This window comes from Blastococcus sp. TF02A-26 (assembly GCF_003319125.1).
Classification (GTDB): domain Bacteria; phylum Actinomycetota; class Actinomycetes; order Mycobacteriales; family Geodermatophilaceae; genus Trujillonella.
Genome location: NZ_QOHG01000003.1, coordinates 251,749 through 275,231 on the forward strand (window position 1 = coordinate 251,749; position 23,483 = coordinate 275,231).

The window sequence follows — 23,483 nt, forward strand, 5'->3', positions numbered from 1 at the left end:
ACCGAACACCTGCGTATGCGCCGCCGTCACCACGCCTAAACGCCCGGGTGACCGGAGTCACCGCGACGGTCGGCGCGCCGCGTCAGCCGGGCGCGGCGGAGAGGGCGGCGAGGTGCTCGGCGACCAGCGCCGGGTCCCGCATGACCGGGCCCATGACCGCGATCCCGACGGCACCGGCGCGCAGGCACCCGGCCGTGTCGGCGGGGGTGATCCCGCCCAGGGCGTAGACCGGCGGAGCACCCGGGACGAGCCGGGCCAGGCCGGGAGCGCCCAGTGCCGGTCCGTGACCGGGCTTGGACGCGGTCGCGTTCACCGGCGAGACGAAGACCCAGTCGCACCCCTCCGCGGCCGCGCGGGCGATCTCGGAGGCGTCGTGGCAGGAGCGCCCGACCAGTGCCGGCCGCACGGCGGGGAACGCGTCGGCGGCGGACAGGTGGACGGCGCCGCGGCCCGCGGAGCCGGCCAGGCCGGCCCACACGAGCAGCCCGCCGACCGGGTCGAGGATCGCCGCCAGCTCCTCGGCCAGCGCCGCCCGCTCGGGGAGCGGCAGGTCCTTGTCCCGCAGCACCACCGCGCGGGCCCCGGCCGCGACCGCGGCGGCCACCACCTCCGGCAGCGGTGCGCCGGCCTGGGTGCGGTCGGTCAGGACGAGCAGCCGGGGCAGCGGGGCGGGGCCGGTCACAGGTCGGGCAGGCCCTCGAACTGCGTGGAGGCCTCGGCGTGCCAGCGCCGGGGGATGCGCCCGGCGCCCCGGGCCAGCCGGCCGGCCTCGACGGCCTGCCGCATGGCCAGCGCCATCCGCTCCGGGTCGCGGGCGCGGGTCACGGCCGACGCGAGCAGGACGGCGTCGCACCCCAGCTCCATCGCCAGGGCGGCGTCGGAGGCGGTGCCGATCCCGGCGTCCAGCACGACCGGCACCCGCACGGCCTCCCGCAGCAGCGCGATGTTGTGCGGGTTGCGGATGCCCAGGCCGCTGCCGATCGGCGATCCCAGCGGCATCACGGCGGCGCAGCCGGCGTCGGCCAGCCGGCGGCCGAGGATGGGGTCGTCGGTCGTGTAGGCGAACACCCGGAAGCCGTCGGCGACGAGCTGCTCGGCCGCGTCGAGCAGCTCGACGGCATCGGGCAGGAGCGTGTGCTCGTCCCCGATGACCTCGAGCTTCACCCAGTCGGTGTCGAACGCCTCGCGCCCGAGCCGGGCGGTGAGGACGGCCTCGCGGGCGGTCCGGCAGCCGGCGGTGTTGGGCAGCAGCCGGACGCCGCAGCGGTCCAGCACCTGCATCATCGCCGCGTCCGCGGAGGCCTCGACCCGGCGCAGCGCCACCGTGACGATCTGCGTGCCGGAGGCGCGCACGGTCCGGTCCAGCGTCTCCATGCTCGTGATCCCGCCGGTGCCCAGCACCAGCCGGGAGTCGAACGTCTCCCCGGCCAGCTCGAAGATGTCCGTCACCTCAGCCTCCTGCCGTCGGGGCCAGCACCTCGAGGACGTCCCCCGCGGCCAGCGTCGTCGTCTCCCAGGTACTGCGCGGCACGACGTCGCCGTTGCGTGCCACGGCGACCCGGCCGTGGCCCTCGGTGCGCGCAGCCACCAGCCCGGCGACCGTCGTGCCGTCGGCGACGTCGACCGCCGTCCCGTTGACCCTCACCTGCATGTCCTCACCCGAACCTCCGGACGTCGAAGGGAGCGGCGAGCGCGGGTACCTCGCCGGAGACGAGGAGCTCGGCCACCAGCTCCCCGGTGAGCGGGGTGAGCAGCACCCCGTTGCGGAAGTGGCCGGCGGCCAGCACCAGCCCCGGCGTGCCGGAGGGGCCGAGAACCGGGGCGTTGTCGGGGGTCCCCGGCCGCCAGCGGGCCAGGGTCTCGGTCAGCTCGAGTTCGGTCACCCCGGGGACGACCTCGATCGCGTCGTGCAGCAGATCGTGCACCCCGCCGGCGGTGACGGTCGCGTCGAAGCCCCGCTCCTCGACGGTGGCACCAACGACGAGGCCGTCGTCCCCCTGGGGCACCAGGTAGACCGAGCGGCCGCGCACCAGGGCGCGCACGGTGCCGTCGAGCAGGCCGGCGGCTCCGCGCAGCCGCAGGATCTGGCCCTTCACCGGCCGCACCGGCACCGCCGGGGCGCCGGGCAGCGCGCCGCTGTGCGCGCCGAGGGCCAGCACGACCGTGCCGGCGCGCACCTCGCCGCCGTTCTGGAGCGCGACGCCGGTGACCCGGCCCTCGTCGGTGCACAGCGCCGCCACCCGTGATCGGACCACGCGGACGCCCGCGGCCTCGGCGGCGGCCAGGAGGACGGGGTGCAGCTCGCGCGGGTCGACCGACAGGTCGCCGGCGACGTGCACCCCGGTGCGCACCCGCGGGGTGAGGGAGGGCTCGCGGCGACGGGCCTCGCGTCCGGTCAGCCGGTGCACCTCGAGGCCGAGTTCCACGTGGAACCCGTGCAGGTCGGCCAGCGCCCGGGCGTCGTCGTCGTCGAAGCCGACGACGAGGGTGCCGGCGGGGCGCAGGGCCACCCGGGTGCCGGTGGCAACGGCGAGGTCGTCGAGGAAGCCCGGGTAGCGCCCCAGCGAGGCCTGGCACAGCCGCAGCAGCGCCTCCTCGCCGTAGCCGGCCTCCGAGACCGGCGCGAGCATGCCGGCGGCGGCGCGCGAGGCCCCGCCGCCCGGGGCGTCGTCCACCACGGTCACCGACAGGCCCCGCTGGGCCGCGCGCCAGGCGACCGACAGCCCGATCAGCCCGCCGCCGGCGACCGCGACATCGACGGGGACGCCGGTGCTCACCGGGCGGCCCGCCTCCGCAGGACCGCGGGCAGGCAGAGCAGCGCGGTGAGCACGGCCGCGACGGCGAGGCTGATGAGGGAGGCCGACCAGCCGTTGGCCGGGTCGATGCCCAGGTCGGTCTGCCGGGCCGTCCACCACGTCGTCCACCCGGCGCCCGGTCCGCTGAAGAAGGTCGGCAGCGTGAGCTGGTAGGCGAGGAAGCCGGCGGCCCACGGCAGCAGGAACGCCGGGCGGGCGGGGGCGGTGTCGGAGGTGTCCCAGGCGCCGCGCGGGGTGAGCGCGTAGACGACGGCGAAGACGCCCACCAGCGGGACGAACACCGCGCCGATCAGGAAGAGGAACGGCTCGTAGGCGGCGATGTCGAAGCTCAGCGCGAGCAGGGTCGCGACGGCGCCGACGACGACCACGAGCACCCGCCGGTCGGCACGCGCGACGACGTTCTGCGCCGACACCGCCGTCGAGTAGACGTTCGCGAACGCCTCGTCGAGCTCGACGGCCACGAGCACCAGCACGGCCAGCGCGCCGAGCGGCACCGCCAGCAGCGCGTCGATGACGTCGAAGCCGGCGCTGCCGTAGGCGGCCAGCGCCAGCACGCCGAGGGTGAACATCACGACGGTGGCCACGCCGTAGCCGATGCTCGCGCCGGCGAAGGCCGCCCGGGGGCTGCGCACGTGCCGGGTGTAGTCGGCGGCGAGCGCGAACCAGGAGATCGGCAGCGCGATCACGATGTCGGTGGCGGTCCAGAACGACGTCGCGGCGCCCTGGGTCAGCTCCGGCAGCGGCTCGGCGAGCACCTCGACGAACAGGTAGACCAGGGCCGCGAGCGCCGCCCAGATCGCGTACCGGGCCAGCACCCGGACGACGCCGAGCGGGCGCAGCGCCATCAGCGTGGCGAGGACACCGGCGCCGAGGACGAAGGGCCAGCGCGGCGCGTCGAGCACCCGGGACGCCGCCTCGGCGATGATCACGATCTCGAACGTGGCCCAGCCGACGCACTGGACGAGGTTGAACGCCGTCGGCAGCCAGGACGTGCGCCGGCCCAGCAGGCCGCGGAGCAGCACCATCGCCGGCACGCCCTCGCGGGCCCCGGCGGCCGCCCCGATGCCGAGCAGCAGCGCGCCGATCACCGCGCCGACGACGACGGCGCCCAGCGTCTCGGCCAGCGGCCGCCCCGGCAGGACGACGAAGACGGCGGCCACCGGCAGCAGCAGGCTGACCCCGAGGTTGCCCCACAACCCGAGGGAGTCCCGGAGGCCCAGCGAGCGGGCCGGCCGCTCGTCGAGGGTGAGGGGCGCGTCCGCGGAGGACGGGCGGACGACGTCGGACGTGCTCATGACCAGCTCCCTACGCCGGCATTACCCGGACAGGTTCCAGCGGTCGGCGGCGCGGTCAGCCGCCCTCTCAGCCCGGTACGCCCGAGCTCCCGCACACGTGGCCTGCCACGTGCGGGGCCGACTGTAGCCCCGCCCGTACGGTGTCTCGCCGTGCCCGTCTCCGACCTGCTCCGCGACCACCCCGACGCCTGGGCGCACGCCACCGGGCACCGGTTCCTGCTCGGCGTGCGCGACGGCGACCTGCCCGCCGGGGCCTTCGACACCTGGCTGGTCCAGGACCGGCACTACGTGGCCGACCTGCTGCGTTTCCAGGCCCGGCTGCTCGCGCGGGCGCCGCGCCCGGCCCAGGCGGTGCTCGCGGCCGGGGCGGTGGCCCTGGTCGAGGAGCTGGACTGGTTCGAGGACGTCGCCGCCCGCCGCGGCCTGGACCTCGACGCGCCGCGGCTGCCCGCCACCGCCGCGTACGCGGAGCTCCTGGAGCGCCTCGACGGTGCGGACGTGCCGTCCGCGCTGACCGGGCTGTGGGCGATCGAGCGGGTCTACCTCGACGCCTGGACCGTCGCCTCGCCCGGCGCGCCGGAGTTCGCGGAGTTCGTCGCGCACTGGACGACGCCGGGCTTCGCCGGGTACGTCTCCGCTCTGGGCGACGCCGCCGACGCCCTCGGCGGCCGGCACGACGACGTCGTCCTGGCGGTGCTCGAGGCCGAGGTGGCCTTCTGGGACACGGCCGTCGGGAGTGCGCGGTGAGCCTGGCCCGCCGCCTGTGGGCGGACAACGCGGACCTGGCCGGAGCGGCTCTCGCGCACCCGTTCGTGCAGGGCCTGGCGGACGGGACGCTGCCGCGGGACCGCTTCACCGGGTACCTCGCCCAGGACGCGTTCTTCCTCCAGACCTTCGCCCGCGGTTACGCCATGGCCGTCGTCCGCAGCCCCGACCGGGCCGGGCTGGAGGCCTTCGCCGACCTGCTGGCCGGGGTCCGCGACGAGCTCCGGCTGCACGACGCGGTGGCGGCGCGGGAGGGCATCGACCTGGCCGCCGTCGAGCCGGCCCCCGCGACGTCGGCGTACACCGACTTCCTGCTGGCCACCGCCTCGACCGGGGGGCTGGGGGAGATCTGCGCGGCGATGACGCCGTGCATGCGGCTCTACGCCTTCCTGGGACGCTCGCTGGCCGGGTCCGCGCCGGGGCCGTACGCCGACTGGGTCACCGCCTACGCCGACCCCGGCTTCGAGGCGCTGGCCGCCACGCTGGAGGGGCTGCTCGACCGGTACGCCGACGACGGCCCGGTCGTGCCGCGGGCCTACCGGCGGGCGATGGAGCTCGAGCTGGCCTTCTTCGAGTCGGCCTGGGCCGCGGGGACCTGACGCGCCTCCCGTACCGCGGCACTGCCGCGGTACGGGTGCCGGTGCCGCGCTACAGCGCGGCGGTCGCCCCGCGACGGCGGCACTCGGGCACGGTGCTTGCTACGTTCGGCACCGACACGGGGTGCCCGCCGGCCGGGCTGAGATGACACCCGTCGAACCTGCCCAGGTCATGCTGGCGAAGGGATGTCACGTGGACGCGACCGCGCTCGCCTCGGCACGGACGGCGCTCACCGAGGGCGCGCCGCTGGTGCACTGCCTCACCAACACCGTCGTGCAGACCCTGACCGCGAACGTGCTGCTCGCGGTCGGCGCCGCCCCGGCGATGGTCGTCGCGCCCGAGGAGGCCGGCGACTTCGCCGCGATCGCTTCGGCGCTGCTGGTGAACGTCGGCACGGTGCACGGGCAGTCGGCCGAGGCCATGCGGATCGCCGTCCGCTCGGCCGACGCGGCCGGCACGCCGTGGGTGCTGGACCCGGTGGCGGTGGGCGGGCTGCGCTTCCGCACCGATCTCGCCGTCGAGCTGACCGCGAGCGGCCCGGCCGTGGTCCGGGGCAACGCCTCGGAGGTCATGGCGCTGGCCGGCATCGGGTCCGGCGGCCGCGGCGTGGACTCCACCGCGACCGCCGACGACGCGCTCGAGGCCGCCGTCGCCCTCGCCGTCCGGACCGGCGGGGTGGTCGCGGTCAGCGGGCCGGTCGACGTCGTCACCGACGGGGCACGGGTGGTGCGGGTCGGCGGCGGGTCGCCGCTGCTCACCCGGACCACCGGCGCCGGCTGCGCGCTCGGGGCGCTGACCGCCGCCTACGTCGCCGCGACGGGCGACCGGCTGACCGGGGCGGTCGCCGCGCACGCGCACGTGGCGCTGGCCGCCGAGGCCGCCGCCGCGGTGTCCGCCGGGCCCGGGACGTTCGCCGCGGCGTGGGTGGACGCCCTCGACGCCGTCACCCCTGAGGAGCTGGGCCGCGCCGACGTCCGGGACGAGTCGTGAGGCCGGCGTTCGACCCGACCCTCTACCTGGTCACCGACACCGCGCTCTCCGGTCCGCGCACCGTGCCCGACGTCGTGCGGGCCGCGGTCGCCGGCGGGGTGACCGCGGTGCAGGTCCGGGACAAGCACGCGTCGCGCCGGGAGCTGTACGAGCTGACGCTGGCCGTGCGTGCGGTGCTGCCGCCGGGCGTCGCGCTGTTCGTCAACGACGCGGTGGACGTCGCGCTGCTCGCCGGTGCCGACGGCGTGCACGTCGGCCAGGACGACCTGCCGCCCGCCGAGGTCCGCGCGCTGATCGGCCCCGACCGGCTGCTGGGGCTCTCGGCCGGGACGCCGGAGGAGATGGCGGTCGCCCTGGCCCTCCCGCCGGGCACGGTCGACGTCGTCGGCATCGGGCCGGTCTGGGCGACCCCCACCAAGCCCGACGCCGGCACCGGCCTGGGGCCGGCCGGGACGGCGGCGCTCGCCGAGCAGGCCCGGGCGGCCGGCCTGCGGTCGGTGGCGATCGGCGGCATCTCCGCCGGCAACGCGGGTGCGGTGACCGGGGTGGACGGCGTCTGCGTGGTCTCCGCGATCTGCGCCGCGGCCGATGCCGGGGCCGCGGCCCGGGAGATCAGGTCGGTGCTCGCATGACCGCCGTCGCGCTCACCGTGGCCGGCAGCGACCCCAGCGGCGGCGCCGGCATCCAGGCCGACCTGAAGACCTTCAGCGCGCTCGGCGCCTACGGCACCGCGGTGCTCACGGCGCTGACCGCGCAGAACACCCGCGGCGTGACCGGCGTGCACGCCGTCCCGGCGGCGTTCGTGGGCGAGCAGCTGCGCACGCTGCTGGACGACGTCCCGGTCGGTGCCACCAAGCTCGGGATGCTCGGCACCGCGGAGGTGGTCCGCGAGGTGGCGGCGGTGATCGCCGAGCGCCGTCCGGGGCCGGTGGTCTGCGACCCGGTGATGGTGGCGACCAGCGGGGACCGGCTGGTCGGGCCCGACGCCGTCGCCGCCATCCGCACCGACCTGCTGCCGCTGACCCAGCTGATCACCCCGAACGTGCCCGAGGCCGCGGCGCTGCTCGACGGGCCGCCGGCGACGTCGGAGGAGGAGATGGTCGACCAGGCGCAGGCCCTCCTGGCGCTCGGGCCGGGGGCGGTGCTGCTCAAGGGCGGTCACCTGGGGGGTGCGGAGAGCGTCGACGTCCTGGCCTCCGCGGGCGGCGTCGTCGTCACCCGGCGACCGCGGGTGGCGACGTCGTCGACCCACGGGACCGGCTGCACGCTCTCCTCGGCGATCGCCGCGCTGGTGGCCCGCGGGGTCGGCGGGCCGGGGCAGTGGGAGCCGGTGGTCGAGCAGGCCCGCGACTACTTGCAGGAGGCGCTCGCGGCGGGGGAGTCGCTCGGCATCGGCTCGGGGCACGGCCCGGTGCACCACTTCGTCCGCTGGTGGCCGGCTAGCTGACGAAGCCGATGAGCAGGTGGGCGTTGAGGCCGATGATCAGCGCGGCGACGACGCTGCCGGCCACCGTGGTGATCCGCCGGTTGACCCAGCCGCCCATCAGGTCCTTGCGGCTGGTCAGCCACAGCAGCGGCACCAGCGCGAACGGGATGCCGAAGCTCAGCACCACCTGTGACCAGACCAGCGCGGTCGTCGGGTCACCGCCGAGGACCAGGACCGCCAGCGCGGGGGCCAGGGTGATCAGGCGGCGGGCCAGCACCGGGATGTGCCGGCGCAGGAAGCCGGCCATGACGACCTGGCCGGCGTGGGTGCCGACCGACGACGAGGCGAAGCCCGACGCGAGCAGCGCCAGCGCGAAGGCGATGGAGGCCCCGGCGCCCAGCTGGTCGCCCAGCCCGGCGTGCACCGACTCCAGCGAGTCCGCCTGGTCGCCACCGGTGAACAGCTGGGCGGCGATCACCAGCATGGCCGCGTTGACCAGCCCGGCCAGCCCCATGGCCAGGAGGACGTCGAGCCGCTGCGCCTTCAGCAGCCGCCGCCGGCCGGCCTCGGTGCGCCCCGCGGTGACGACGTCGCCGTAGCGGCCAGGGGTCAGCGCCGAGTGCACGTAGATCACGTGCGGCATGACCGTGGCGCCGAGGATTCCCGCGGCCAGCACCAGGCTGTCGGGCCCCTCGAAGCTCGGCACCATCCCACCGGCCACCCCGCCGAGGTCCACGCCAGAGCCGATGAGCGTGTAGAGGAACCCGCCGCCGATCACCAGCAGCAGCCCGGTGATGACCCGCTCGAACGGCCGGTGCCCGCGCGACTGCGCGCCTAGCAGCAGGAACGCGACGATCGCGGTGATGATCCCGCCGATCGGCAGCGGCACCCCGAACAGCAGGTTGAGCGCGACCGCGCCGCCGACGATCTCGGCCAGGTCGGTGGCGATGGCCACGGCCTCGGCCTGCACCCACAGCATCCGGGTCACCGGCGTCGGCATCCGCTCGCGGCACAGCGTGGCGAGGTCGCGACCGGTGGCCAGGCCCAGCTTCGCGGTCAGCGACTGGATGAGCATCGCCATGAGGTTGGCCGCGACGATCACCCACAGCAGCGTGTAGCCGAAGGCCGCGCCACCGGAGAAGTTCGTCGCGAAGTTCCCCGGGTCGACGTAGGCCACCGCGGCCACGAAGGCCGGGCCCAGCATCGGCCAGATCCGCCGCTTCCCGGGAGCCGGGGCTGGCGTCGGTCGGGGGGCGCTGACGAGCGTCGTCGGCAGGACGGCGGCCTCGGTCTTGGAGAGGTACACGGCGGCCTCGCAGGGGCGGTGGGTGGGCTGGCGTTCCTCTCCTGCCCGGCAGGGGTGTCACCCCCGGGCCATCCCGTGGCCCCCGCGGGCCGAGGTGAGCCTCGCCTCAGCCACCTAAGTACTTGAACTCTCATCTATCTGGGCGCACACTGGGCGCACACCACCTCGATCGGAGCCCGCCGTGCCCGTCCAGCGCCTGAACCACGCCGTCCTCTACGTCCGCGACGTCGACCGCAGCGTCGCCTTCTACCGCGAGGTCCTCGGCTTCCGGCCGGTGATGGAGATCCCGGGCCGGGCCGCCTTCCTGCAGGCCGAGGGGTCGACCAACGACCACGACCTCGGGCTGTTCGCGATCGGCGACCGCGCCGGGGCATCGGAGGCGGGACGGCGCACCGTCGGGCTCTACCACCTGGCGTGGGAGGTCGACACGCTCGCTGAGCTGCAGCGGGTCCAGGACGCACTGCTGCGGGCCGGGGCGCTGTCGGGTGCCTCCGACCACGGCACCACCAAGGCGCTCTACGCCCACGACCCCGACGGTCTCGAGTTCGAGGTGTCCTGGTTGGTGCCGGCCGAGCTGATCACGCCCGAGGTGTCGGAGGCGCGGGCCCGCATCGGCCGGCTGGACCTGCCCCGCGAGATCGCCCGCTACGGCGCGGAGACCCGCGGCGGCGTCGGCGTCTCCATCCCCGTCTGAGCGGAGTCGCTCGAGTGCGGGAACCGCACTCGAGCGACTCCGATGCAGGATCACGTCCGTGCACTCCGATCCGCCTCTGCAACCCGTCGAGCTCGAGGTCGGCGAGCTGCGGCTGCGACCGTGGCGTGCGGACGACGTGGACGACGCCTGGCACGTCTTCCAGGACGAGCAGGTGCGCCGGTGGGGTGGCCCGGTGGTCGAGTCCCGGGAGGACGTCGTCGCCTGGCTCGACCGTCGCCTGGAGCCGGCCCCGGACCGGGTGAGCTGGGCCGTCGTCGACACCACGACCGGTGCCCTGGCGGGCTCGGCCGGCTTCTCGTTCGTCGACCTCGACGAGGGACAGGCGATGGTGGGCTACTGGACGGCTCCGGCGCACCGCGGCCGGGGGCTGGCGCCGGTCGCGGTCGACGCCGTCTGCCGCCGGCTGTTCGCGACGACGACCGTGGACCGCATCGAGCTCTTCCACGCGATCGCCAACGTCGCCTCGGGCCGGGTCGCCGAGAAGGCGGGCTTCACCTGGGAGGGGCGGCTGCGCCGGTCGCACCGCTACGCCGGTGTCAAGCTCGACCAGTTCCTCTGGGCCCGGCTGGCCGACGACCCGCCGCCGGCGCTCAGCAGCCGCAGCTGATCCCGGCCGGGGCGGGGAGCGGGTCGACGGCGGGGCGGTGCACGCCGTCCGCCGTCTCGACCGGCAGTCCCTCGCGGGCCCAGTACTCGAAGCCGCCGATCATCTCCCGCACCCGGAAGCCCAGCGTGGCCAGCGCGAGCGCCGCCCGGGTGGCGCCGTTGCAGCCCGGCCCCCAGCAGTAGGTGACCACCGGGACGGACCGGTCCAGCTCACCCACCCGTGCGGTGATCTGCCGGCCGGGCAGGTGCACCGCGCCGGGCACGTGCCCCTGCGCCCACGACTCGGCGCTGCGGCTGTCGAGCAGGACGAAACCCGGCGCGCCCGACTCCAGGGCCGCGTGCACGTCGCTGACGTCGGTCTCGACCGCGAGGCGGCGGGCGAAGTGGGCGGCGGCGTCGGCGGGGTCGGTCGTCCAGTCCAGGCTCATGACGACGATGCTCCGGGTCCGGCGTCCTCCGGACGAGCGGCAGGACCGCCGTCCTCCGCATCGATCCTGCCAAGGAGCCTCGCGCGCGAAAGCCCCTCAGCGGCGGCGGCGCGGGGGGTCCAGCGGCACGGCCAGGCCGTCGGGCGGCGGCATGGCCAGGGCCGCGCGGACGTCGTCCCGCTCCGGCGCGAAGCCCGCCCCGGCGAGGACGACGTCGCGGACCAGCGCGTGCCACAGGCCCGAGCGGCGCACCATCGAGTGCCCGCCGGCCACGGTGAACCGGGCGATCCGCGCGCCGGCCCGCTGCGCCCGCACCGCGTACTCGGCCGACAGCCGGGTCGGCACCCACCGGTCGCCGCGGCCGTGCAGCAGGACGACGGTCTGCCCGCGCAGGTGCGCGACCGGCTCGCCCGGCGGCGTCCAGGGCGCGAGCCCGCACACCGCGGCCACCCCCGGCTCCCCGCCCGCCCGGAGCACCGCCCGGCCACCCATCGAGTGCCCCACCAGCACGATCGGCAGGTCCTCGCCGTGTTCGGTGCGGATCCGGTCCAGCGCCCACCGGACGTCGGCGAACGCGTCGGCGGCCAGCCCGTTCCAGCCGGCCACCCGGTAGCGCAGCAGGTAGGTGTCCAGGCCGCGCGGGCCCACGCTGCGGCGGACGAACTCCTCGATGGCGCGCATCCGCAGCAGCGACAGCGCGCGCTCGCGCGGCGGCTGCACGCTCTCGACCGTGCCGCCGTGGCAGAACAGCGCGACGGCGCGGGTCGGGACCGGCGCGGGGGAGTGGTCGAGTCCCGGCGAGGTCACGACTCGTCGGGCGCGAGCCGGACGACCATCTTCCCGGTGTTGGCCCCGCGCAGGAGGTCCAGGAACGCCGGCACCGCCTGGTCCAGCCCCTCGTACACGGTCTCCCGGGCGACCAGCTCACCCGAGCGCAGCCAGCCGGCGATCGCCTCGGTGGCCTCCGCGCGCAGGTCGGTGTGGTCGCCCACGAGCAGGCCGCGCAGGGTCAGCCGCTTGCCGACCATCAGGCTCATGTTGCGCGGCCCCGGCGGCGGCTCGGTGGCGTTGTAGCCGGAGATCGAGCCGCAGAGCGCGGCCCGGCCGTGGACCCGCAGCGCCCCGATGGCCGCCTCCAGGTGCTCGCCGCCGACGTTGTCGAAGTAGACGCTGATGCCGTCCGGCGCCGCCGCGCGCAGCTGCCGGGAGACCGGCCCGTCGTGGTAGTCGAACGCCGCGGTGAAGCCGAGCTCGCCGGTCAGCCAGGCCACCTTCTCCGGGCTGCCGGCGCTGCCGATCACCGAGCCGGCGCCGCGCAGCCGGGCGAACTGGCCCACCGCGCTGCCCACCGCCCCCGCCGCTCCGGAGACGAAGACGTCGTCGCCGGGCACGAACTCCGCCACCCGGAACAGGCCCGCGTACGCCGTCAGTCCCGGCATGCCGAGGACGCCGAGGTGGTGGGTCGGGGAGACGCCCTCGAGCTCGGGCAGCACCCGCACCTCCCGGGCGCCGAGGACGGCGACGTCGCGCCACGCGGCGTCGGTGAGCACCAGCGCGCCCACCGGGACGTCGTCGGACCGCGACTCGACGACTCGGCCGATCGCGCCGCCCTTCATGACCTCGCCGACCTCCCACGGCGGCGCGTAGGAGGGCTCCGGGCGCATCCGCCCGCGCATGTACGGGTCGACCGACATGGCGGTCATCCGGACGACGACCTGTCCGTCGGCGGGGTCGGGGTGCTCCACCTCGACCAGCCGGAAGTCCTCCGGCGTGGGCTCGCCGTGCGGGATCGCGGCGAGGTGCCACTCACGGGCGTTGACGGGCATGGGCCGATCCTGCCCGCTCACTAACCTGGGGGCATGTCGTTGTTCTCGCGGTCCACGACCCAGCCGGTGACGCGCGAGGACGCGCTGCCCGGACGCACCCACGCCCTCCCGGGCGTGCCGGAACTGCACGCGGTCACCGGCAACCGCATCCAGCCGCCGTTCCCCGACGGCATGCGGACCGCCGTGTTCGGCGCGGGCTGCTTCTGGGGCGTCGAGAAGGTCTTCTGGGAGCTGCCCGGCGTCTACTCGACCGCGGTCGGCTACGCGGGCGGGTTCACCCCGAACCCGACCTACGAGGAGGTCTGCTCGGCGCGCACCGGGCACACCGAGGTCGTGCTGGTCGTCTTCGATCCGGCGCTGACCTCCTACGAGCAGCTGCTGAAGGCCTTCTGGGAGGACCACGACCCCACCCAGGGCATGCGCCAGGGCAACGACGTCGGCACCCAGTACCGCTCGGCGATCTACCACGACGGTCCGGAGCAGGAGGCGGCGGCGCGGGCCACCCGTGACGCGTACCAGGAGCGGCTGCGCGCGGCCGGCTACGGCGAGATCACCACCGAGATCGCGCCGCTGGGCGAGTTCTTCTACGCGGAGGGCTACCACCAGCAGTACCTGTACAAGGTGCCCAACGGCTACTGCCCGGTGCACTCGACGGGCGTCTCCTGCCCCGTCGGCCTCCCCGGCGTCTGAGCGGCCGCGGCATGGGAAGCGATCCCCACGTCCTCCAGCGCCAGCCGTGGGGATCGCTTCCCATGCCCGACGCCAGCGCGCTGTTCGACCAGCTCCGCAGGGAGCCCGACGTCGAGGCGCCCGAGCTCGTCGCCGTCGACGCCACCGACCGGTTGCTGCTCGACGAGGCCGCGCCGCTGCTCGCGGCGGCCGGTCCCGGCGAGGTGGTGGTCGTCGACGACTCCCACGGCGCGCTGACCCTCGGCGCGGTCGCGCTGCACGGTGCCCGGGACGTGCGGGTGCACCAGGACCTGCTGGTCGGCGAGCTGGCGCTGGCGGCGAACGCCGACCGCACCGGCCTGGCCGGCGCGTACCGGTCGCTGCCGCTGGACGGCGACCTGTTCGCCGGCGCCCGCGTGGTCCTGGCCAAGGCGCCCAAGGCCCTCGACGCACTGCGCGAGCTGACCGAGCTCGTCGCCGCGCACGCCGCACCCGACGTGACGCTGCTGGTCGGCGGGCGGGTCAAGCACATGACCCACGGGATGAACGACGTCCTGCGGATCGGCTTCACCGACGTCACGGCGAGCCTGGCACGGCAGAAGTCCCGCCTGCTGGTGGCCCGCGGCCCGCGCGGCGACGTCCCGTCGTCCTTCCCGCGCTGCCGCCGGGACGACGCCACCGGGCTGACCGTGTGCGCGCACGGCGCCGCGTTCGCCGGGACGCGGGTGGACGACGGCACCCGGGCCCTGCTGCGGGCGCTGGACGGCGCCGTCCCGGACGCGACCACCGCACTCGACCTCGGCTGCGGCACCGGTGTGCTGGCCGTGGCCCTCGCCGCCGCCCGCCCCGGCCTGGCGGTGCTGGCCTCCGACCAGTCCGCGGCCGCCGTGGCCTCGGCGACGGCGACCGCGGCCGCCAACGGCGTCGCCGACCGGGTGGGCATCGGCCGGGACGACGCCGCGGCCGGCGTGCCCGACGGATCGGTCGACCTCGTCGTCTGCAACCCGCCGTTCCACCTGGGCACGTCCGTGGTCACCGCGGCCGCCGACCGGCTGTTCGTGGCGGCCGCGCGGGTGCTGCGGCCCGGCGGCGAGCTGTGGACGGTCTACAACAACCGCCTGCCGCACCGCGCCGCGCTGCGCCGGCTGGTCGGACCCACCCGCGTCGTCGACGCCGGCCGGCAGTTCACGGTGACGGCGTCGAGGCGCTGACCTCGGCTCCCCGACGTGGGCGCCGTTTCGACTGGAGTCACTCCACCCGCGAGCCGATAAGGGCGGCGAGTGACCGTGCTCACGGTCGTCGTCCCCACGCCTCCCGGAGCTCCGCATGGCGCGCTACTGGTCCGACCGTCCGCTCGGGGTGAAGCTGGCCGCCCTCGTGGCGGCCGGCGCGCTCGCCCTCGGGGTCTTCGCCGTCGTGACGCTGCAGGCGTTGGCGGGGACGGGGGAGACCGCCGAGGAGCTGCTCGCCAGCACCGAGGCGGTCCAGGACGCCGGGCTGACGGACATGATGCACGACGCCGTCCGCGGCGACGTCCTCCAGGCGCTGGTCAGCGACGGCACCGGGCCGCTCCACACCGGTGCGTCCGCCGACCTGGCCGAGCACACCGGCGTCTTCACCGACCTGGTCGACGAGATCCGGGCCGACCGGCTGAGCCCCGAGGTGGTGGCCGCCCTCGACGAGGTCGTCCCCGAGATCGAGGCCTACCTCGCGAGCGCGGGGCGGATCGTCCAGCTGGCCGGGCAGGACCCGGTCGCGGCGGAGGCGGCCTACCCGGACTTCGCCGAGGCGTTCGGGCAGCTCGAGGACGAGCTGCCCGCGCTGGGTGAGGCCGTCACCGCCTTCGGCGACGCCGCCGCGGCCGCCTCCGAGGACCAGCGCGCCACCGCGCGGACCCTCGCGATCGCGGTGGCGCTCGGCGGCGTGGTCGCCCTCGCCCTCCTCGGCTGGGTCGTCACCCGCTCGGTCGTCGGGCCGCTGCGCCGGGTGGGCGTGCTCGTCGCCGCGCTCGCCGACGGCGACCTGCGGGGCTCGGCCGGCGTGGACAGCCGCGACGAGGTCGGGCAGATGGCCGTCGCCCTGGAGGCCTCCATGGCCAGCATGCGCGGCGTGCTCACCGCCATCGGGGACAGCTCCACGACGCTGGCCTCGGCCACCGAGGAGCTGTCGGCCTCGGCGCAGGACCTCGGGCGGCTCTCCGTCGAGTCCTCCGCGCAGTCCGAGGCGGTGGCCGGCGCCGCCGCGCAGGTGTCGGTCAACGTGCAGACGGTCGCCGCCGGCTCCGAGGAGATGGGCGCCTCGATCGGCGAGATCGCGCAGAACGCCGCCGAGGTGGCTCGGGTGGCGGGCAGGGCGGTCGGCGTGGCCGACGCGACCACCGCGACCGTCGCCAAGCTCGGCCAGTCGTCGGTGGAGATCGCCGACGTCGTGCGGGTCATCACCGGCATCGCCGAGCAGACCAACCTGCTGGCCCTCAACGCGACGATCGAGGCGGCCCGCGCGGGAGAGGCCGGCAAGGGCTTCGCCGTCGTGGCCAACGAGGTCAAGGAACTGGCCCAGGAGACCGCCACGGCGACCCAGGACATCACCGCCCGCGTGGCGGCCATCCAGGGCGACACCGCGGGCGCGGTCGAGGCGATCCGCGAGATCGCCGCGATCATCGCGACGATCAACGACGCGCAGGGCACCATCGCCGCCGCGGTCGAGGAGCAGACGGCGACGACGACGGAGATGAACCGCAACGTCGGTGAGGCGGCGGTCTCCGCCGGCCGGATCGCCGAGAGCATCACCGCGGTCGCCGACGCCGGCAGTGCCACCACCCGCGCGATGGACGACGCCCGCGTCGCCATCGACGAGGTCGCCCGGATGGCCACCTCGCTCCAGGCGTCGGTGGCCCACTTCCGCTATTGAGAGGACCCCGGTGCCCCCCACGCCTCGCACGCTCGGCGCGGGCCCCTGCACCGGGGCCTAATGGGCGGGGCGGTCGCTCCGGGAGCGGACGGGCGGCTGCGAGGACCACGGGAAGTCGATCCACCGGTCGGTGTGCCGCCACACGTAGTCGCACCGGACCAGGGACCGCGGCTTCTCGTAGATCACCGCCGTCCGCACCTCGGCGACGTAGCCGGTGCAGAAGTCACGGACCAGCTCCAGCGTCTTGCCGGTGTCGGCGACGTCGTCGGCGACCAGGACGTTCGCGCCGGTGATGTCGACCTGGTCCAGCGTGGGCGGCAGGACCACGGGGAGGTCCAGCCGCTCGTCGACGCCGGTGTAGAACTCCACGTTCATCACGAAGAGGTTCTTCACGTCCAGCGCGTAGCCCAGGGCCCCGCCGAGGAACAGCCCGCCGCGGGCGATCGACAGGACCAGGTCGGGCTCGAAGCCGTCGGCGGCCACCTGCTCGGCCAGCTCCCGGGCGGCGGTGCCGAACAGCTCGTAGGTCAGGACTTCCCGCTCGTCGGTCACGGGCGCCGATCGTGCCAGCCCCCTGTTGCCGGCACGTCTCGGGACGTCAGGGGCGCAGCCGGTAGTCCAGGAGCAGCAGCCCGGCCGGCGTGCTCCGCGCCGACAGCAGCTCCGCCCGCCGCAGCTCGTCGCCGCCGTCGAACAGCCTCCGCCCGCGGCCGGCGAGGGTGGGCGCCACGACCAGGTGCAGCTCGTCGACCAGGCCGGCCGCCACCAGCGACCGGGCCAGCGTGATGCTGCCGTGCACGCCGATGTCGCCGCCGTCGCCGGCCCGGAGGTCGCGGACGTACTGCTCGGCCGGCGAGCCCACCACGGTCGTGTTCGCCCAGTCCGGCGTCAGCGGGCGGGAGGTGAACACGTGCTTGGGCGTGCCGTTGATGAAGTCGGCGAACGGCTGGACGTCGGCGGTCGGCCAGTAGCCGGCCCAGTAGTCGTACGTGCCGCGACCGAGCAGGACGTCGTCCTGGCGGCCGATCACCCGGCCCAGGTTCTCGACCAGGGCGTCGTCGGCCTCGAAGAGCCAGTCGCCGGGTTCCTCGGCGACCCCGTCCAGGGAGAGCAGGGTGTACAGCGTGACCGCGCGCATCGGGTCCCTTCCGTCGTCGTCGGGGGGAGGACCGCGCGCAGCGCCCGGACTCATCGGCCGGTTCCGCAGTGCAGGCTGGAGGCATGGACGTTCCCCCGGTGCTGCGTCGGGCGCTCCCCTGGCTGGGAGGCGCAGTGGTCGTGCAGGGCGGGCTCGCGCTGACCGGGCGCGTGCTGGCCCGGCGTTCCGACGAGGGGGACGACGGATCCGCCGGCATCCGCCGGTTCCGCCTCGCGGGCGGGACGCAGCTGCGCCCGACCAACCCGGCGCTCTCCCGGCTGCGCCTCGACCTCGTGATGGCCGGCGCCGACGTGGACCTCGGCCGGGTGCCGCGGGTGCCGGGCGGGGTCGACCTCACGGTCCGCGCGTTCCTGGCCGGCGCCGAGATCCGCGTGCCCGGCGACTGGCGCGTGTGGCTGCACTCCGCGGGCCCGGGCACGGTGTCGGTGGATCCCCGCCTCGAGCACACCGACGACGAGCGCGGCGCGGACCTGCGGGTCCACGCGGTCGTGGGGGCGGCGGGCATCGCCCTCGAACGAGCCTGAGTCAGCAGAAGCCGGGCGTGCCCTGCCAGGCGACCTCGGCCGGCGGCACGTCGTCCCGCACGACCGCGGCCTCGATCAGGCCGTAGGGCCGGTCGTCGGCGTGGTAGACGACGTCCGGGTTGTCCAGGCCGAACGCCGAGAGGTCCTGCAGGAAGTGGTGCTTGTTCGGCATCGACATCCGCACCTCGGCCACGGCAGGGAAGCGCTCCAGCACCGCCTCGCCCATCGCGTAGAGGGTCTGCTGCAGCGCCAGGGAGTGCGTTGCGGCGAAGGTCTCCAGCAGCGTCGTCCGGACGTCGGCGAACGTGGCGTCCCAGTCCAGGTCTGTCGAGGTGTACCGCCAGCGCGCGGTGACCGCCGTGGCCAGGATGCGGTCGGTCGTCTCGGCCAGCGTCGTGTACCGGTCGCGGGGGAAGCCCCAGAACTCCGATCCCGTCGTCTTGAGGACGACGAGGTCGGTCAACCCGGCCAGCACGTGGACGTCGGCGCCGTCGACCGTGACGACCGCCGTTCGCACCTCGCCGCCGGGCCGCCGGAAGGCGTGGTCGTGCGGCGCCCCGCCCACCTCGATGCGCTCCCAGCCGTAGGACTCCACGGCCACCCGCGCCCCGGTGATCCACGGGTAGGCGCCGGCGAAGTGCCGGGCCAGCCGCAGACCGAACGCCTCCGGGGAGCCGACGCCGTCGCGGGCGAAGGCGAACACGGTGTTCTTCTGCGCGTCGGTGCTGAGCACGTGCGCGTTGTCGCCGGCGGTGTGCGCGGCGGTGAAGTCCCCGCGCAGGGCGCTGGACACGTTGAGGTCGACGATCTCGTGCCGGGGGGAGCTCCGGTCGACCGCGACGACGCGGACCTCCGCCTTGCCGTACTGGTTCGCTCCGAGCCTGATCGCCATGGCGGACACCCTCGCTGATCGACGTTGCGGCGGTGTTGCACGTGGAACGGAGTCGCTCGAGTGCGGTTTCCGCACTCGAGCGACTCCGCTAACTCCCGCGGTAGGTGGAGTACGCGAAGGGGGAGAGCAGCAGCGGCACGTGGTGGTGCGCGGCGGCCTCGACGACGGCGAAGGTCAGCGTCACCTCGGGGTAGAAGGTCGCCACCTCCTGCGCGGCGAACCAGGCGCCGGTGTCGAAGACCAGCCGGTGGGTGCCGGCGGCGGTCGGGCCCTCGACCAGCCGGCAGCGGCCGTCGTCGTCGGTGACGCCCTCGGCGACCACCTCCTCGCCGGCCAGCAGCCGCACCGCGACCCCCGCGGCCGGGCGGCCGGCCACCGCGTCGAGCACGTGCGTCGAGACGCTCATGCGTCCACCAGCCCGCGCACCCGCAGCTCGGTGATCTGCGCCAGCTGCTCGGTCACCTCGGCCTGCTCGGCGGTCTCGTCGGCGTCCAGCCGGCGGCGCAGCTCGGCCAGCATCTCCTCCGGCGACCGGCCGGCCGCCCGGATGAGGAAGACGTGCCCGAAGCGCTCCTCGTAGGCCCGGTTGCCCTGCTCGATCTCGGCTCGCACCGACTCCTCCGCGCCGCCCATCGAGGCCTGCTCGCGGCGGGAGGACTCGGCCTCGGCGGAGTCCTCGGACACCCGGTCCCCGATCCGGGGGTGGGCGGCCAGCGCCATCGACACCTCGTCCCAGGAGAGCCCCCGCGCCACCTCCCCGGCCCGGCGGACCAGCGTCTCCGCGTCCGGGTAGGGCCGGCCCGCGGCGATCTCGGCGGCGAAGCGCGCGGCCGCGTTACAGGACCGCAATGCCTCCACGGCACGGTCGGCGGGCTGGGAGTTGAACTCGTCCAGGCTGGGCACGGTTGCGAGGATGCCAGCCCGGCTCGGCTACAGGAGGCCTGATGACCGACGTACGTGTGGTCGGACCGGACGTCGACCGCTCGGCGGAGGTGCTCACCCCGGAGGCGCTGGCCTTCGTCGCGGACCTGCAGACCCGCTTCGGCGCGCAGCGCGACGCGATGCTCGCCGCCCGGGACGCCCGGCGTGCGGAGATCGCCGCCGCCGGCACCGTCGACGTCCGCCCCGGGACGGCGGAGATCCGGGACGGGGACTGGCGGGTGCCCCCGCCGCCGCCGGGCCTGGTCGACCGGCGCGTCGAGATCACCGGCCCGACCGAGCCCAAGATGGCGGTCAACGCCCTCAACTGCGGCGCCGACGTCTGGCTGGCCGACCTCGAGGACGCCAACACCCCGCACTGGCGCAACGTCGTCGGCGGGCAGGTGGTGCTGCGCGACGCCGTCCGCCGGACGCTGGCGTTCACCACGCCGGAGGGCCGGGAGTACCGGCTGCGCGAGGACGGCCGGCTGCCCACGATCGTGCCCCGCCCGCGCGGCTGGCACCTGCCCGAGCGGCACCTCCTGGTCGACGGCGAGCCCACGGTCGGCGCCCTGGTCGACGCCGGGCTGTACCTGTTCCACAACGCGCGGGAGCAGCTCGACCGCGGCAGCGGCCCGTACTTCTACCTGCCGAAGATGGAGGGCCGCCTCGAGGCGGGGCTGTGGGCCCTGGTCTTCGACCACGCCGAGCAGGCGCTCGGGCTCCCGGGCGGCTCGATCCGCGCCACGATGCTGATCGAGACCATCCCGGCGGCGTTCGAGATGGAGGAGATGCTGCACGCGCTGGGCAGCCACGCCACCGGCCTGAACGCCGGCCGCTGGGACTACCTGTTCAGCGTCATCAAGACCTTCCGCGACGCCGGGCCGCACTTCGTCCTCCCCGACCGCGGCGCGGTGACCATGACCGCGCCGATGATGCGCGCCTACACCGACCAGCTCGTCGCGGTCTGCCACCGGCGCGGCGCCATGGCGATCGGTGGGATGGCCGCGGCGATCCCGAGCCGGCGCGACGCCGAGGCGAACGAGCGGGCGCTGGCGAAGGTCCGCGAGGACAAGACCCGCGAGGCCGGCGACGGCTTCGACGGGTCGTGGGTCGCCCACCCCGACCTGGTCCCCGTCTGCCGGGAGGCGTTCGACGCGGTGCTCGGCGACAGGCCCAACCAGCTGGACCGCCAGCGCCCCGAGGTGAGCGTGACCCCGACGCAGCTGCTCGACGTGGAGGGGGTGCCGGGGGACCGCACGATGGCCGGGCTGCGCTCGAACGTCGAGGTGGCGATCCGCTACCTGGCGGCCTGGCTGGGCGGCAACGGCGCGGTCGGCATCCACGGGCTGATGGAGGACGCCGCCACCGCCGAGATCAGCCGCTCGCAGGTGTGGCAGTGGGTGCACAACGAGGTCGTCCTCGACACCGGCGACACCGTGACCCGGGAGCTGGTCCGCCGGGTGGTCGGCGAGGAGGTGGCCGGCATCGGCGAGCTGCCGCACCTCGACGACGCGCGGCAGCTGTTCGAGCAGGTCGCGCTGGCCGAGGACTTCCCCGACTTCCTCACCCTGCCCGCCTACGAGCTGGTCGATTGATGCTCGGGGACGACGTCTACGCCGAGCTGGACCGGCGGCTGGCCCCGGTCGACGCGGCCCGGCTGGCCGCCTACCCCGGCGCGCGGCCGGGCCGGCAGCCGGTGCACACCTGCTACGTCCCGGCCGACGCCGTCGTCCCCGGGCTCGCGGCCACGTGGGGCGCCGCCGCCCTCGCCGCGCTCGACGAGCACGGCCTGCCCGACCTCGGGCTGGACCCGGAGCTGGCCGAGCAGGTCGAGCCGCGGGTGCGCGCCAAGCTCGCCGGCGAACCGGTCGAGGACCTGCGGGTCGACGCCGAGGACGGCTACCGCGGCGGGCCCGAGCGGGAGGACGACGACGTGCGCGCCGCCGCGGACGTCGTCGCCGCGGACCTGGCGGCCGGTGCCGCCCCGGCGTCGGTCGGCATCCGCGCCAAGTCGCTGGAGGAGGCGACCCGGCGCCGCGGCGTCCGGACCCTCGACCTCTTCCTCGGCCGGCTGCCCCGTGGCACCCGGGTCACGGTCACGCTGCCCAAGGTCACCGACGTCGAGCAGGTGCGGGCGTTCCTCCCGGTCCTCGACGCGCTGGAGTCCGCGCACGGCACGGTCCTCGACCTCGAGCTCCAGATCGAGACCCCGCAGGCGGTGCTCGCCCCCGACGGCACGGTCGCGCTGGCCCGGATGGCGCACGCCGCCGGCCCGCGGCTGACCGGCCTGCACTACGGCACCTACGACTACAGCGCCGCCCTCGGCATCGCCGCCGCCCACCAGGCCTCGGACCACCCCGCCGCCGACCTCGCCAAGGACCTCATGCAGGTCGCGGTCGCCGGCACCGGCGCGGTCGCCGTCGACGGCTCGACGAACGTGCTCCCGGTGGGCACGACGGAGCAGGTGCACGCGGCCTGGCGGCTGCACGCCGGCCTGGTGCGGCGCGCGCTGGAACGCGGGCTCTACCAGGGGTGGGACCTGCACCCGGCCCAGCTGGTCACCCGCTACGCCGCCACCTACGCCTTCTTCCGGGCCGCGCTGCCGGCCGCCGCCGCCCGTCTGGCCGCCTACCTGGACCGGGTGGACGGCGGGGTGCTGGACGAGCCGGCGACCGCTCGTGCGCTGGCCGGCGTCGTGCTGCGCGGCCTGGACTGCGGCGCCCTCGACGTGCCCGAGGTCGAGGCCGCCACGGAGCGCCGGGTGGCCGACCTCGCCGCGGTGGGAGGCCGCCCGCCCGGCCGGTCGTGACCTGGCCGTGACGTGAGGGTCGCGGTGGGGCAGACTCCACGGCCGCAGGGGGACGCGCCGGTCGGGGGAGCAGGACGCCGGCGCACCGTCGTCGTCCACGAGCAGGAGACCCCGTGTCCGCGCTTCCCGCACTCCCGGCGCTCCCTCCCGCCACCGCCGTCGAGCTCGAGTTCGACCGGCAGGTGCACGCCCTGGTCGCCACCGGCCTGCCGGCGCTGCTGGGCCTGGCCGAGGAGTGCTTCCGGGCCTGCTGCGAGCCGCTGCGCGACGTCCTGCCCGAGACGGCACGGGGGACCGGCGTCCCGTTCGTGGTCGTCGTCCCCGACGTGCCGGTGCTCGACGTCCTCGCCGCGGTGCCGACCGCCGAGGGGGGCGGGTCCAGCACGATCGACGCCGCGGACCTCGCCCGCTTCCGGCCGCTGCCGGGGCTGGCCGTGCCACCCGTCCCCTACCTCCTGGTCGACGTCGAGGTGGGCGCGGACACCCTCGACGTGCCGCCGCGCGACGTCGCTCCCCGGCTCGCCGTGGCCGGCCGCACCCCGCTCACCCTGGCCGAGGGGCTGGCCCTGCTCGTCTCCGATCCGGGGGTGCTCCGCTCCCGCGGCTGCTACTCGCTGCTGGGATCCCGTGCGGGCGACGAGCGGGTGCCGGCGCTGTGCCTCGACGGGGAGCGCCCACGGCTGGGCTGGTGCCACGAGGGTGCGCCGCACACCGGGCTGGGCACCGCCTCGGCGTCGGCACGGGTCACCGGCGGACCGGCGCCGGCCGAGCGCGGGTCCGGCGCGTCGACCTGATCGCGCGGCACCCGGGCGGGTCGCCGTCGGGTCTG

The 23,483-nt window shown here is 75.7% G+C and carries 28 protein-coding genes and 2 riboswitches; of the genes, 14 read left to right on the forward strand and 14 right to left on the reverse strand.

All coding sequences use genetic code 11. From position 1 onward, the window contains the following. Positions 1-82: 82 nt before the first annotated feature. The 5 genes from DQ240_RS04900 to DQ240_RS04920 form a co-directional block, all read right to left on the reverse strand. The gene (locus tag DQ240_RS04900) at positions 83-682 is read right to left on the reverse strand and encodes a thiamine phosphate synthase (RefSeq protein WP_199589072.1); all 600 of its coding nucleotides are present in this window, start codon (positions 680-682) and stop codon (positions 83-85) included. Continuing rightward, complete coding sequence (locus tag DQ240_RS04905) at positions 679-1,449, reverse strand: thiazole synthase (RefSeq protein WP_113838479.1); 771 nt, start codon at positions 1,447-1,449, stop codon at positions 679-681. The genes DQ240_RS04900 and DQ240_RS04905 overlap by 4 nt, the downstream gene beginning before the upstream one ends. Before the next feature lies 1 nt (position 1,450). Next, entirely contained in the window at positions 1,451-1,651 is a 201-nt protein-coding gene (gene thiS / locus DQ240_RS04910) for a sulfur carrier protein ThiS (protein WP_113838480.1), read from the reverse strand. A 4-nt stretch (positions 1,652-1,655) separates the two neighbouring features. After that, on the reverse strand, positions 1,656-2,777 hold the full coding sequence (gene thiO, locus DQ240_RS04915) for a glycine oxidase ThiO (RefSeq protein ID WP_113838481.1): 1,122 nt from the start codon (positions 2,775-2,777) through the stop codon (positions 1,656-1,658). Beyond that, complete coding sequence (locus DQ240_RS04920; RefSeq protein ID WP_113838589.1) at positions 2,774-4,111, reverse strand: cytosine permease; 1,338 nt, start codon at positions 4,109-4,111, stop codon at positions 2,774-2,776. Before DQ240_RS04920 ends, thiO begins: the two co-directional genes overlap by 4 nt. After that, positions 4,102-4,214: riboswitch (TPP riboswitch) on the reverse strand. (Overlaps the previous gene by 10 nt.) A 47-nt stretch (positions 4,215-4,261) precedes the next feature. On the opposite strand from DQ240_RS04920, the gene DQ240_RS04925 reads away from it, so the two are divergent. From DQ240_RS04925 to thiD, 5 genes are all read left to right on the forward strand, one after another. Beyond that, entirely contained in the window at positions 4,262-4,858 is a 597-nt protein-coding gene (locus DQ240_RS04925; RefSeq protein ID WP_113838482.1) for a TenA family transcriptional regulator, read from the forward strand. Next, positions 4,855-5,475, forward strand: coding sequence for a TenA family protein (locus DQ240_RS04930; protein WP_113838483.1), 621 nt, complete (start codon positions 4,855-4,857; stop codon positions 5,473-5,475). Before DQ240_RS04925 ends, DQ240_RS04930 begins: the two co-directional genes overlap by 4 nt. Before the next feature lie 107 nt (positions 5,476-5,582). Beyond that, positions 5,583-5,676: riboswitch (TPP riboswitch) on the forward strand. Next, positions 5,666-6,463 (forward strand): hydroxyethylthiazole kinase, encoded by a 798-nt coding sequence (gene thiM, locus DQ240_RS04935; protein ID WP_113838484.1) that lies wholly within the window; start codon positions 5,666-5,668, stop codon positions 6,461-6,463. Its footprint overlaps the riboswitch before it by 11 nt. Further along, a complete protein-coding gene (thiE, locus tag DQ240_RS04940; protein WP_113838485.1) occupies positions 6,460-7,095 on the forward strand; it encodes a thiamine phosphate synthase in 636 nt (211 codons plus the stop codon). Before thiM ends, thiE begins: the two co-directional genes overlap by 4 nt. Then, complete coding sequence (thiD, locus tag DQ240_RS04945) at positions 7,092-7,910, forward strand: bifunctional hydroxymethylpyrimidine kinase/phosphomethylpyrimidine kinase (protein WP_113838486.1); 819 nt, start codon at positions 7,092-7,094, stop codon at positions 7,908-7,910. The genes thiE and thiD overlap by 4 nt, the downstream gene beginning before the upstream one ends. Here thiD and DQ240_RS04950 read toward each other — a convergent pair. Continuing rightward, the gene (locus tag DQ240_RS04950; RefSeq protein WP_113838487.1) at positions 7,903-9,195 is read right to left on the reverse strand and encodes an Nramp family divalent metal transporter; all 1,293 of its coding nucleotides are present in this window, start codon (positions 9,193-9,195) and stop codon (positions 7,903-7,905) included. The two genes, thiD and DQ240_RS04950, sit on opposite strands and share 8 nt — an antisense overlap. A 181-nt stretch (positions 9,196-9,376) precedes the next feature. On the opposite strand from DQ240_RS04950, the gene DQ240_RS04955 reads away from it, so the two are divergent. Next, on the forward strand, positions 9,377-9,889 hold the full coding sequence (locus DQ240_RS04955) for a VOC family protein (protein WP_113838488.1): 513 nt from the start codon (positions 9,377-9,379) through the stop codon (positions 9,887-9,889). Positions 9,890-9,947: 58 nt separating this feature from the next. Next, positions 9,948-10,517 carry a GNAT family N-acetyltransferase gene (locus DQ240_RS04960; protein ID WP_233498505.1) on the forward strand — a complete coding sequence of 190 codons (570 nt, stop codon included), beginning with the start codon at positions 9,948-9,950 and terminating at the stop codon, positions 10,515-10,517. Here DQ240_RS04960 and DQ240_RS04965 read toward each other — a convergent pair. The 3 genes from DQ240_RS04965 to DQ240_RS04975 form a co-directional block, all read right to left on the reverse strand. Beyond that, positions 10,501-10,944, reverse strand: coding sequence for a rhodanese-like domain-containing protein (locus DQ240_RS04965; protein WP_113838489.1), 444 nt, complete (start codon positions 10,942-10,944; stop codon positions 10,501-10,503). The two genes, DQ240_RS04960 and DQ240_RS04965, sit on opposite strands and share 17 nt — an antisense overlap. A gap of 96 nt (positions 10,945-11,040) precedes the next feature. Beyond that, positions 11,041-11,751 (reverse strand): alpha/beta hydrolase, encoded by a 711-nt coding sequence (locus DQ240_RS04970; RefSeq protein ID WP_113838490.1) that lies wholly within the window; start codon positions 11,749-11,751, stop codon positions 11,041-11,043. Then, the gene (locus DQ240_RS04975) at positions 11,748-12,770 is read right to left on the reverse strand and encodes an NADP-dependent oxidoreductase (protein ID WP_113838491.1); all 1,023 of its coding nucleotides are present in this window, start codon (positions 12,768-12,770) and stop codon (positions 11,748-11,750) included. Before DQ240_RS04975 ends, DQ240_RS04970 begins: the two co-directional genes overlap by 4 nt. Positions 12,771-12,803: 33 nt before the next feature. Between DQ240_RS04975 and msrA the strand changes: the two genes are divergently transcribed. The 3 genes from msrA to DQ240_RS04990 all read left to right on the forward strand — a co-directional run bounded on the left by msrA (position 12,804) and on the right by DQ240_RS04990 (position 16,349). Then, the gene (msrA, locus tag DQ240_RS04980) at positions 12,804-13,460 is read left to right on the forward strand and encodes a peptide-methionine (S)-S-oxide reductase MsrA (RefSeq protein WP_113838492.1); all 657 of its coding nucleotides are present in this window, start codon (positions 12,804-12,806) and stop codon (positions 13,458-13,460) included. Between the two features lie 62 nt (positions 13,461-13,522). Next, positions 13,523-14,650 (forward strand): class I SAM-dependent methyltransferase, encoded by a 1,128-nt coding sequence (locus DQ240_RS04985; RefSeq protein ID WP_113838493.1) that lies wholly within the window; start codon positions 13,523-13,525, stop codon positions 14,648-14,650. A gap of 115 nt (positions 14,651-14,765) precedes the next feature. Further along, complete coding sequence (locus tag DQ240_RS04990) at positions 14,766-16,349, forward strand: methyl-accepting chemotaxis protein (protein ID WP_113838494.1); 1,584 nt, start codon at positions 14,766-14,768, stop codon at positions 16,347-16,349. A gap of 57 nt (positions 16,350-16,406) precedes the next feature. Here the strand turns inward: DQ240_RS04990 and DQ240_RS04995 are convergent, their stop codons facing one another. Together DQ240_RS04995 and DQ240_RS05000 are read right to left on the reverse strand one after the other, a co-directional pair. Continuing rightward, positions 16,407-16,901 (reverse strand): phosphoribosyltransferase, encoded by a 495-nt coding sequence (locus DQ240_RS04995; RefSeq protein WP_113838495.1) that lies wholly within the window; start codon positions 16,899-16,901, stop codon positions 16,407-16,409. Positions 16,902-16,947: 46 nt separating this feature from the next. Further along, complete coding sequence (locus tag DQ240_RS05000; RefSeq protein WP_113838496.1) at positions 16,948-17,487, reverse strand: dihydrofolate reductase family protein; 540 nt, start codon at positions 17,485-17,487, stop codon at positions 16,948-16,950. Positions 17,488-17,570: 83 nt separating this feature from the next. On the opposite strand from DQ240_RS05000, the gene DQ240_RS05005 reads away from it, so the two are divergent. Further along, on the forward strand, positions 17,571-18,032 hold the full coding sequence (locus tag DQ240_RS05005) for a hypothetical protein (protein WP_147261940.1): 462 nt from the start codon (positions 17,571-17,573) through the stop codon (positions 18,030-18,032). Between the two features lies 1 nt (position 18,033). Here DQ240_RS05005 and pucL read toward each other — a convergent pair whose 3' ends face one another. The 3 genes from pucL to uraD form a co-directional block, all read right to left on the reverse strand. Further along, complete coding sequence (gene pucL / locus DQ240_RS05010) at positions 18,034-18,924, reverse strand: factor-independent urate hydroxylase (protein WP_113838591.1); 891 nt, start codon at positions 18,922-18,924, stop codon at positions 18,034-18,036. Positions 18,925-19,012: 88 nt separating this feature from the next. Beyond that, entirely contained in the window at positions 19,013-19,330 is a 318-nt protein-coding gene (gene uraH, locus DQ240_RS05015) for a hydroxyisourate hydrolase (protein WP_113838498.1), read from the reverse strand. Further along, entirely contained in the window at positions 19,327-19,827 is a 501-nt protein-coding gene (gene uraD, locus DQ240_RS05020) for a 2-oxo-4-hydroxy-4-carboxy-5-ureidoimidazoline decarboxylase (RefSeq protein ID WP_113838499.1), read from the reverse strand. The genes uraH and uraD overlap by 4 nt, the downstream gene beginning before the upstream one ends. Positions 19,828-19,868: 41 nt before the next feature. On the opposite strand from uraD, the gene aceB reads away from it, so the two are divergent. The 3 genes from aceB to DQ240_RS05035 all read left to right on the forward strand — a co-directional run bounded on the left by aceB (position 19,869) and on the right by DQ240_RS05035 (position 23,448). Then, positions 19,869-21,440 carry a malate synthase A gene (gene aceB, locus DQ240_RS05025; RefSeq protein WP_113838500.1) on the forward strand — a complete coding sequence of 524 codons (1,572 nt, stop codon included), beginning with the start codon at positions 19,869-19,871 and terminating at the stop codon, positions 21,438-21,440. Then, complete coding sequence (locus DQ240_RS05030) at positions 21,440-22,654, forward strand: aldolase (RefSeq protein WP_113838501.1); 1,215 nt, start codon at positions 21,440-21,442, stop codon at positions 22,652-22,654. Before aceB ends, DQ240_RS05030 begins: the two co-directional genes overlap by 1 nt. 113 nt (positions 22,655-22,767) lie before the next feature. Further along, positions 22,768-23,448: a DUF5701 family protein gene (locus DQ240_RS05035; protein ID WP_113838502.1), complete on the forward strand. Its 681-nt coding sequence runs from the start codon at positions 22,768-22,770 to the stop codon at positions 23,446-23,448. Positions 23,449-23,483 lie beyond the last annotated feature (35 nt).

Bases quoted from the DNA above. Each gene is read 5' to 3' on its own strand.
- DQ240_RS04990 (WP_113838494.1), top strand. From the start codon at position 14,766: ATGGCGCGCTACTGGTCCGACCGTCCGCTCGGGGTGAAGCTGGCCGCC.
- uraH (WP_113838498.1), bottom strand. From the start codon at position 19,330: ATGAGCGTCTCGACGCACGTGCTCGACGCGGTGGCCGGCCGCCCGGCC.
- DQ240_RS05030 (WP_113838501.1), top strand. From the start codon at position 21,440: ATGCTCGGGGACGACGTCTACGCCGAGCTGGACCGGCGGCTGGCCCCG.
- DQ240_RS05000 (WP_113838496.1), bottom strand. From the start codon at position 17,487: ATGCGCGCGGTCACGCTGTACACCCTGCTCTCCCTGGACGGGGTCGCC.
- thiD (WP_113838486.1), top strand. From the start codon at position 7,092: ATGACCGCCGTCGCGCTCACCGTGGCCGGCAGCGACCCCAGCGGCGGC.
- pucL (WP_113838591.1), bottom strand. From the start codon at position 18,924: ATGGCGATCAGGCTCGGAGCGAACCAGTACGGCAAGGCGGAGGTCCGC.
- DQ240_RS04975 (WP_113838491.1), bottom strand. From the start codon at position 12,770: ATGCCCGTCAACGCCCGTGAGTGGCACCTCGCCGCGATCCCGCACGGC.
- thiS (WP_113838480.1), bottom strand. From the start codon at position 1,651: ATGCAGGTGAGGGTCAACGGGACGGCGGTCGACGTCGCCGACGGCACG.
- aceB (WP_113838500.1), top strand. From the start codon at position 19,869: ATGACCGACGTACGTGTGGTCGGACCGGACGTCGACCGCTCGGCGGAG.
- DQ240_RS04985 (WP_113838493.1), top strand. From the start codon at position 13,523: ATGCCCGACGCCAGCGCGCTGTTCGACCAGCTCCGCAGGGAGCCCGAC.
- msrA (WP_113838492.1), top strand. From the start codon at position 12,804: ATGTCGTTGTTCTCGCGGTCCACGACCCAGCCGGTGACGCGCGAGGAC.
- DQ240_RS04920 (WP_113838589.1), bottom strand. From the start codon at position 4,111: ATGAGCACGTCCGACGTCGTCCGCCCGTCCTCCGCGGACGCGCCCCTC.
- DQ240_RS04965 (WP_113838489.1), bottom strand. From the start codon at position 10,944: ATGAGCCTGGACTGGACGACCGACCCCGCCGACGCCGCCGCCCACTTC.
- DQ240_RS05005 (WP_147261940.1), top strand. From the start codon at position 17,571: ATGGACGTTCCCCCGGTGCTGCGTCGGGCGCTCCCCTGGCTGGGAGGC.